Origin of the sequence: Kitasatospora sp. NPDC059722 (assembly GCF_042733235.1) — a bacterium.
GTDB lineage: Bacteria > Actinomycetota > Actinomycetes > Streptomycetales > Streptomycetaceae > Kitasatospora.
This window is the reverse complement of sequence record NZ_JBHWGD010000023.1, coordinates 81,541-89,662: the sequence shown is the minus strand read 5'-3', so window position 1 is coordinate 89,662 and position 8,122 is coordinate 81,541. Positions and strand designations below refer to the sequence as shown.

The window sequence follows — 8,122 nt, the reverse complement described above, 5'->3', positions numbered from 1 at the left end:
CCCCACCCCAAGGGGGGTGGGGGGCAACCACCCGGGGGGTTCACACCCCCCCGCCCCCCCCAACAACCACCCCCCCGCCACGCGCGGCCGCAAAGAGATCGGCTGCCGGGGCGGGGCGCCCCCGCCCTTCTGCGGCGGCCCCCCGGCTACGGGCGGGCGCCGGTCAGACCGGGGTGATGCGGTAGGAGGGGAGGCCGCGGCGGCGTATCAGGAACTCGGCGACGACGAGATTGGGGAGCCAGGCGAGGAAGGGCAGGACGGCGTACGCGGTGTCGAACACGTGCGTGCCGTCCACGGGCCCGTCGGCGGTGAGCGTCTGGAGGAGGATCAGGACGCCGAGCCAGGCACGGAGGGTGACGGCGGCGTAGGTGAGGGCGAAGCTGCGGATCATCCAGGCGCGGTGGTTCGGCAGGTCGCCCCCGCGAATGGCGCGGTAGGCGCGCCAGGTCGTCCACGCCCACAGCACCGCGAGGCTGCCGAAGCCGAAGAAGCCGTCGAAGGCGATCGAGCTGACGAAGGACATCACGAACGCGGCCAGCGAGCCGAGGCCGACGCCCGCCAGGTACACCCGGCCCGTCCAGCGGTGGACCGCGCGGGAGCGGCGGCGCAGCGCGGCGGAGAACTGGAGCGGGCCGACGAACAGCGCCACCGAGGCCGTCACGATGTGGACGTAGAAGGCGAGTTGGATGCCGAGGGGGCGCTCGGCGTAGGTGGCGGCGAGGCCGCCGCGCGAGCCGTCGAGGGGCAGACCGGCCTGGGCGTAGGTGGCGACGACGTAGCCGACGATCCCCAGGGAGGTCAGGAGGACGACGGTCCAGGGGAAGCGGCCGCCTCCGGCGGGGCCGGTCCCCTCGGTCGGGGCGACAGCGGGCGGAGCCGTGGTGCTGGTCATGGGTGTCCCCGTTCTGGTCGGTGGAGCGTCCCCGGGCAGGGGGCCGGCGCGACCCGTCCCCCAATGTGGACACTGTGAACTTACGCGCGCATGTGGACGGCGTCAACATTTATTCGAACGTGCTGTCCCGCACCCCAACAACTGTGCAGCACAAGCGGGTTCACGAGGAGAGCCGGGCCCGGCCCGGTCGACGTGTTCACGCTGTTAACATCGGGCATGGATTCACAGCGAGCGGGCTACCACCACGGCAACCTCCGCGAGGCCCTCGTGCGGGCCGGCGTCGAGCTCGCGCGCGAGGGCGGCCCCTCGACCATCGTGCTGCGCGAGACCGCGCGCCGGGTCGGCGTCTCGCCCAACGCGGCCTACCGGCACTTCTCCGCCCTGCCGGACCTCGTCGACGAGGTCGCCCGGGACTCCCGCCGGCGCCTCGCCGAGGCCATGGACGCCGAGTTGGAACGGCGCACGCCCGCCGCCGACCCGGGGCTCGACGCCGCCGGCCGCCTCACCGCCGTGGGCGAGGGCTACATCCGCTACGCCCTGGCCGAGCCGGGCCTGTTCGCCACCGCGTTCCCGACCGGCGGCAAGACCCGGGCCCCCGAGCGCAGCGGGCAGGACCCCGCCCCCGACGACGAGGGCGACGGGGTGCGGCGCGGCCCCTTCGCGATCCTCCAGGAGGCCCTCGCCGCACTCGACGCCGCCGGCCTCCTCGCCGGACCCGCCGCGACCGCCACCTTCAACGCCTGGGCCGGCGTCCACGGCCTCGCCCTGCTCCTGCTCGGCCCCTACGCCGAACTCCCGGAGGAGGAACGGGAGTCCGCCCTCACCGACGGCGTCGCGTTCGTCGTCCGCGGCCTCACCACCGCACCGGCGACGGGCTGAAGCGATCCGCTGTCAGGCCGACTCGGCCACCGACCTCGCGAGCGCCGCGACCGTCCGGCGGACGTCCGCCTCCGTCGTACGCCAGTTGCTGAACGCCGCGCGGAGGGCCGGGACCCCGGCGTAGCGCGTCGGCGTGAAGAAGGCCTCCCCCGCGACCCCGGCGGCCAGGCCGGCGAGCCGCTCGGCGGTGGGGTCGTCGGCGAGCGTGAAGCAGACGACGTTCAGCCGCACCGGCGCGAGCAGGCGCAGCCCGTCGATCCCGGCCACCGCCTCCCCGAGGGCCCGGGCCCCGGCCACGCAGCGCTCGACGATCTCGCGGTGGCCCGCCCGCCCGTACGCGCGCAGCGTGAACCAGGCGGCGAGGGCGCGCAGTCGGTGCGAGTTCTCGGGGGTGAGGTGGACGAGGTCGGGGTGCTCGCCGAGAGAGCCGAGGTAGGCGGCGGAGTTCTGGAAGACGCGTGCCTGGAGGTCGCGGCGGCGGGTGAACTGCACGGCGCTGTCGTAGGGCACGTTGAGCCACTTGTGGAGGTCGACGCAGACGGAGTCGGCGAGGTCCAACCCGGCCACGAGACCGGCGTGTTCGGGCGTCAGGGCGGCGAAGGCGCCGAACGCGCCGTCCACGTGCAGCCAGAAGTCGTACCGCTCGCGGAGCGCGGCGATCGCCCGCAGGTCGTCGAAGTCGACGGTGTTCACGGTGCCCGCGTTGGCCACGACGACGCACGGGCCGTCCGCCTCCGCGAGCGCCCGCTCCAGCGCCGCGGGGTCGACCGCCTCACGGCCCGGCAGCGTCGGCACGGCGGTGAGCGCCGAGCGGCCGAGGCCCAGCACGGACAGCGCCTTGGCGATGCTGGAGTGCGCACTGGCGGACAGCACCCGTACCCGGCCGAGCGCGCCGGCGCCGTCCTCGGCGACGTCCACGCCGAGGCGCTCGCCCAGCCACTCGCGGGCGATCGCGAGGCCGACGGTGTTCGACATGGTGGCGCCGCTCACGAACGTGCCGGTGTGCGCGTCGGAGAGGCCGAAGAGCTCGCGCAGCCAGCCGACCGTCTCGCGCTCCAGGTGCTGACCGGCCGGGTCGAGCGAGGAGTTGGAGTTCTGGTCGGCGACGGCGGTGAGCCAGTCCCCCGCGAGGGCCGCCGGGGTCGCGCCGCCGGTGACGAACCCGAAGTAGCGCGGCCCGGCGCTCGCGCTCAGCCGCGGTTCCCAGCGCTCGCCGAACTCCGCCAGCGCCGCGCGCAGCCCGATCCCCCCGCCGTCCCCCAGCCGGACCGGCGCGGGCTCCTCCAGCGCCGTCACCACCGGACGCTCGTCGAGACCGCCGAGGAAGGCGACGGCCCGCTGCCGGGTCTCCTCCAGCAGCGCGGGCAACCGGTCCAGGTCGGCGGCGAGTTCAGGGTGCATGGGGTCAACTCCGTGGCGGGGAAGATCAACTGTGCCCCGAGCGTATCGACCGGCGCACCGGCCGTCCCGGTCCAATTCCACCCGAGTGGCCTGCCCCGGGCCCGCGGCATGGGCTAGCATGACCGCCATGACGACGTGCCGCGGATCCTGGTGGGCCCCCGATCGGGTGGCCTGACAGCGCAGCGCGTCATGTATCGGCCGTCCGGTGGGCGGCCGATTTGCGTTTCCCGGGCCCCCGCTGGACTCGACGCCAAGGACGGCGAACCAGTGGAGAACAGGACCCTCACACGCAGCACGGCCACGCACACCCCGGCCCTCACCTGGCCGCGTCTGCTCGCCACCCTGGCGGCCGGGCGCGACCTCCGGGCCGACGAGGCGCGGTGGGCCATGGAGCGCGTACTGGACGACGACTTCCGGCCGGAGCAGCTCGCGGGCTTCCTGATGGGCCTGCGGGTCAAGGGCGAGAGCGCCGCCGAACTGTCCGGCCTGGTCGCGGCCGCGCTCGACCACGCGGTGCCGCTGGACGTCGACGGCGGCCGGTGCGTCGACCTCGCCGGCACCGGGGGCGACGGCGGCTCGACCGTCAACATCTCCACCATGGCCTCCGTCCTGGTCGCCGCCTGCGGAGTGCCCGTCGTCAAGCACGGCGGCCGCTCGGCCTCCTCCAAGTGCGGCACCGCGGACGTCCTGGAGGCGCTCGGCATCCCGCTGGACCTGCCGCCCGCGGCCGTCGCCGAGGTCGCCCGCCGGGCCGGGATCACGTTCTGCTTCGCGCCGGTCTTCCACCCGGCGCTGCGCAACGCCGCCCCGGTGCGCCGCGCGCTCGGCGTGCCGTCCGCGTTCAACCTGCTCGGGCCGCTGATCGGTCCGGCCCGGCCGCGCCACCAGGTGGTCGGCGTCGCCGACCTGCGGGCGGCGCCCGCGATCGCCGGCCTGCTGGCCGAGCGGGGCACCTCCGCCCTCGTGGTGCGTTCCGAGGACGGGACGGACGAGCTGACGACGACCGCACCGGCCCGGATCTGGGCGGTCCAGGACGGCACCGTGACGGAGGAACGGCTGGATCCCGCCGGCCTCGGGCTCGCGCCGGCGCCCGCCGGGGCGCTCGTCGGCGGCGGCCCCGAGCACAACGCGCGCGTCCTGCGGGAGCTCCTGGCGGGCGCGACCGGCCCGGTGCTGGACACCGTCCTGCTCAACGCGGCGGCCGCCCTGATCGCCGCCCGGCCCCGGCCCGGCCGGGTGGTGCCGCGGTTCCCGGCCGCCCTGCACGAGGCGCGGCAGGCCGTGGAGTCGGGGGCCGCGCTGAAGACGCTCGACGGATGGCTGACGGCGGTCCGGGACGTGCGGACGGCCGGATAGCGGCGATTCGGCCACCCGGCGCGAGGGCATCGCCCGCCCCACGGGGGGAGGGCGGGCGACGTCCGCGCGCCGGGTGGCCGGCGGGTTCCGGCTCCCCCCGGGCCGGAACCCCCGCCCCCACGCGGGCGAACCGTCCACCTGTGGTGCCGCCCCGGAGGCCGCCGCTGCCCTGATCGGAGACGGCCTGGCCGGGAACGGAAGCGGAGAACCGCGGCCGCGATCGCCATTCTGGGCACGCGGCCCCCACCCCCACATGGGGGACCGGCCCCCATGTTCTTACGCGCCCCGGGATCCCCCGCACCCACCCGGCTTGATCAAACTCTTGTGCGAACCGTCTTCCGGCTGACACGCTCTGTGCCGTGACCACTCCTCCGAGCGACGCGACGGCCACGGCCACGGCCCTGACGGGACGCTGGTGGGAGCCGGGCCTGCGCCCCGGCGAGCCCGCGCGTGACGGCCGCCCCGCGTGGGCCGCCTTCGTCGAAGAAGCGGTCGCCGGCGCCGGGGCACCGCGGACACCCACGGGACCGCTCCCCGGAACCACCGGATTCCGCCCGGTCGTGGCGCCGCTCGTCCGGACCGCGCTGACCCGCGTGCGCACCGCGATCCCGCCGGAGCTCGCCGACCTCCCCGCGATCCGCGCCCGGTTCGCCGACGACCTCGCGGACGCCCTCACCCGGCAGGCCGCCCGCACGCTCGTCCTGGAACTCCACGCCGCCCGGACGAACGGCCGGCTGCCAGGCGCCACCCCAGAGAATCGTTTCCGCTCCTACATCAAGGCGACGGCCCACCAGTCCGGCCTCTCGGGCCTCTTCCACACCTACCCCGTCCTGGCGAGGATCCTCGCGCAGACCTGCCTGGCCGCCACCGAGGCACTCACCGACCTGCTGAACCGGTTCGCCGCCGACCGGGCGGACATCGTCACCACGCTGCTCGGCGGCACCGACCCCGGCCCGCTCACCGCCGTCCACCGCACCGGCGACCAGCACCGACGCGGCCGCACCGTCGCCGTACTGGGCTTCACCACCACGAAACGGGTCGTGTACAAGCCGCGCTCCCTACGGACCCACCGCCACTTCAACGCCGTCATCGACCGGTTCAACGCCCAGCCCGGCTCGCCCGGTCTGCGCGCCGTCGCCCTGGTCTCCCGGGGCGGCTACGGCTGGACGGAGTTCGTCGACCGCCGCCCGTGCGCGACGCCCCGGGACGTCGAGCGCTTCTACCTCCGGCAGGGCGCGTGGCTCGCGCTGCTGCACGCCTTCGACTGCACCGACCTGCACTTCGAGAACCTCATCGCGTGCGCGGACCACCCCGTACCGGTCGACCTCGAAACCCTCTTCCACCCGCCCGCACCGCAGCGGCCCGAGGAGTCCGTCGACCCGGCGGCCGTCGCCCTCGCCGCCTCGGTGCACCGGACCGGCCTTCTGCCGCGCCTGATCCTCGGTGACGAACAGGCCGTGGACGCCTCCGGGCTGGGCGGCGACGCCGGAGCCACCGTGCCCGGGGAGTCCGTGCGGTGGGAAGAGGCCGGCACCGACCGGATGCGGCTCGCCCGCCACCCCGGCGAACTCCACGGCGGCGCCAACCGCCCCACCCTCGCCGGCACGGACGCCGACCCGGCCGACCACGCCGACGCCCTGCTCGACGGCTACCGCCTGGCCCGCCGCATCCTCGCCGACGACAGGGACGGACTGCTCGCCCTCCTGCCGGCGTTCGCCGACGACGAGACCCGCGTCGTCGTCCGCGCGACGGCCGACTACGCCACGCTGCTCGACGAGTCCACCCACCCCGGCCTCCTGAAGGACGCGGCCGACCGGGACGCCCTGCTCCGGGACGCCCTCGCGGACGGCACCGACCACCCCGGCTGGACCGGGCTGGCCGACGACGAAGCGGCAGAGCTCTGGAACGGCGACGTACCCGTCTTCACCACCCGCCCGGGAACGGCCGACCTGTGGACCGGCCAGGGCAGGCGCGTGCGCGGCGCACTGGACCGCCCCGGCCTCGACCGGGTCGGGGAGCGGCTCGGGCAACCCTGCCCCCACCAGGAGTGGATCATCCGCGCGGCCATGACGAGCCGCTCGGCCACCCCGCCCCACCAGCCGGCCCCCACCCCGCCCAGGACTCCCCGCCCCGGCGCCCGACCCCCCTCCCCCGCCGACCTCCTGAACGCCGCCCGCCGGATCGGCGACACCCTCCTCGACGAGGCCCACCGCACCACCGGCCGAATCAACTGGATCACCCTCGAACTCCTCGGCGACCGCTACTGGCAGCCCGCCCCCGCCGGCGCGGACCTGGGCGGCGGCTACCCCGGCCCCGCCCTGTTCCTCGCCCAACTCGCCGAGCTCACCGGCGGGGACCGCTACGCCGAGGCCGCCCGCCAGGCCCTGCGCCCGGTGCCCGAACTCCTCGACCGACTCACGGCCCGGCCCGCGGAACCGCCACTGATCGGCTCCGGCGCGTTCACGGGCCTCGGCGGCCTCACCTACGCGCTGAGCCGGCTCGCCGTCCTCCTGGACGACCACGAGATCGCCGCCTGGCTCGCCCCGGCCGTCCAACTGACCGCCGCAGCAGCCGAAGCGGAACACTCCCCCACCCTCGCCGAGGGCACCGCCGGTGGCCTCGCCGCCCTCCTGGCCGTCGGCACCGCCGAAGCCCGGCAAGGCGCCCGCCGCTGCGCGGACGCGCTGCTCTCCCGCACGCTGCCCACCCAGCACGGCTTCACCACCGGAACCGCCGGCATCGGATGGGCACTTCTCCGCTTCGCCGAGACCGAGGACGACAGCACGGAACACAAGCGAGCCGGGCTGGCCGCACTGCACGCCGCCGCCACCTCGCCGACCCCCCGGTCGACGTGGTGCGAAGGCACGCCCGGAATCGCCCTCGCCCTCGCCGACAGCGGAGCCGCATCGGCCGACGAACACCTCAGCCACCACGTCAAGACCACCACCGAACGCACGGCCGCAGCCGGCCCACTCCCCACCCACAGCCCGTGCCACGGCGAACTCGGCGTCCTCGAACTGCTCGCCCACGTGAAGGACCCGGCCCTCGGCACCCGCACCACCGCCCTGCTCGCCGCACTCGACCGGGCCGGCCCGGTCTGCGGCACCCCGTCCGCCGTCCCGGCCCCCGGCCTCCTGACCGGCCTGGCCGGCATCGGCCACGGGCTGCTGCGGCTCGGGTTCCCCGACCACACGCCTTCGGCGCTGCTCCTGCGAGCGCCGATCGAACCACGGCCGTCACACCGGACGCCGTGACCCCCCGAACGAGAGGAAGAGCCATGGACATCCACGAGACCGTCCGTCGCCGGACGTCGCCGATCGTCGCCCAGGAAGCGGCCCAGGACAACCCGATCGGCGCGATCCGCCTCCGCCCGACCACCACCGGCCTGCTCACCCGCCGCGCCGAACTGATGGGCACCCGCGACCGCAGCAAGTGCACGATCGAGACGGTGACCTTCCGCTAGCCACCACTCACCCGACGGCCGGAGCCGGGGAGCCCAAAGCCCCCCGCCCCCGGCCCCGGCCCACCCCCACGCCAACGCGAGCCACCCACCCCGCCGCCCGCCGCGACCCGCGGGCCCGCCCCCGCCCCCCC

Annotated in this window: 6 protein-coding genes; 4 read left to right on the top strand and 2 right to left on the bottom strand. The window is 75.7% G+C overall.

The annotated features are described in order from the left end of the window. Positions 1 to 163: 163 nt before the first annotated feature. Positions 164 to 892 (bottom strand): DUF2306 domain-containing protein, encoded by a 729-nt coding sequence (locus ACFV4F_RS17485; RefSeq protein ID WP_380445064.1) that lies wholly within the window; start codon positions 890 to 892, stop codon positions 164 to 166. 216 nt (positions 893 to 1,108) lie between these two features. Here ACFV4F_RS17485 and ACFV4F_RS17480 point away from each other — a divergent pair, with 216 nt between their 5' ends. After that, a complete protein-coding gene (locus ACFV4F_RS17480; RefSeq protein ID WP_380445065.1) occupies positions 1,109 to 1,771 on the top strand; it encodes a TetR/AcrR family transcriptional regulator in 663 nt (220 codons plus the stop codon). 12 nt (positions 1,772 to 1,783) lie between these two features. Here the strand turns inward: ACFV4F_RS17480 and ACFV4F_RS17475 are convergent, their stop codons facing one another. After that, positions 1,784 to 3,172, bottom strand: coding sequence for a pyridoxal phosphate-dependent decarboxylase family protein (locus ACFV4F_RS17475; RefSeq protein ID WP_380445066.1), 1,389 nt, complete (start codon positions 3,170 to 3,172; stop codon positions 1,784 to 1,786). A gap of 267 nt (positions 3,173 to 3,439) precedes the next feature. Between ACFV4F_RS17475 and trpD the strand changes: the two genes are divergently transcribed. The 3 genes from trpD (at position 3,440) to ACFV4F_RS17460 (ending at position 7,991) form a co-directional block, all read left to right on the top strand. Beyond that, positions 3,440 to 4,528, top strand: a complete 1,089-nt coding sequence (gene trpD, locus ACFV4F_RS17470) for an anthranilate phosphoribosyltransferase (protein WP_380445067.1) — start codon at positions 3,440 to 3,442, stop codon at positions 4,526 to 4,528. 359 nt (positions 4,529 to 4,887) lie between these two features. Next, positions 4,888 to 7,782 carry a type 2 lanthipeptide synthetase LanM family protein gene (locus ACFV4F_RS17465; protein WP_380445068.1) on the top strand — a complete coding sequence of 965 codons (2,895 nt, stop codon included), beginning with the start codon at positions 4,888 to 4,890 and terminating at the stop codon, positions 7,780 to 7,782. 23 nt (positions 7,783 to 7,805) lie between these two features. Next, complete coding sequence (locus tag ACFV4F_RS17460; protein ID WP_380503309.1) at positions 7,806 to 7,991, top strand: hypothetical protein; 186 nt, start codon at positions 7,806 to 7,808, stop codon at positions 7,989 to 7,991. The last annotated feature ends 131 nt before the right edge of the window (positions 7,992 to 8,122 follow it).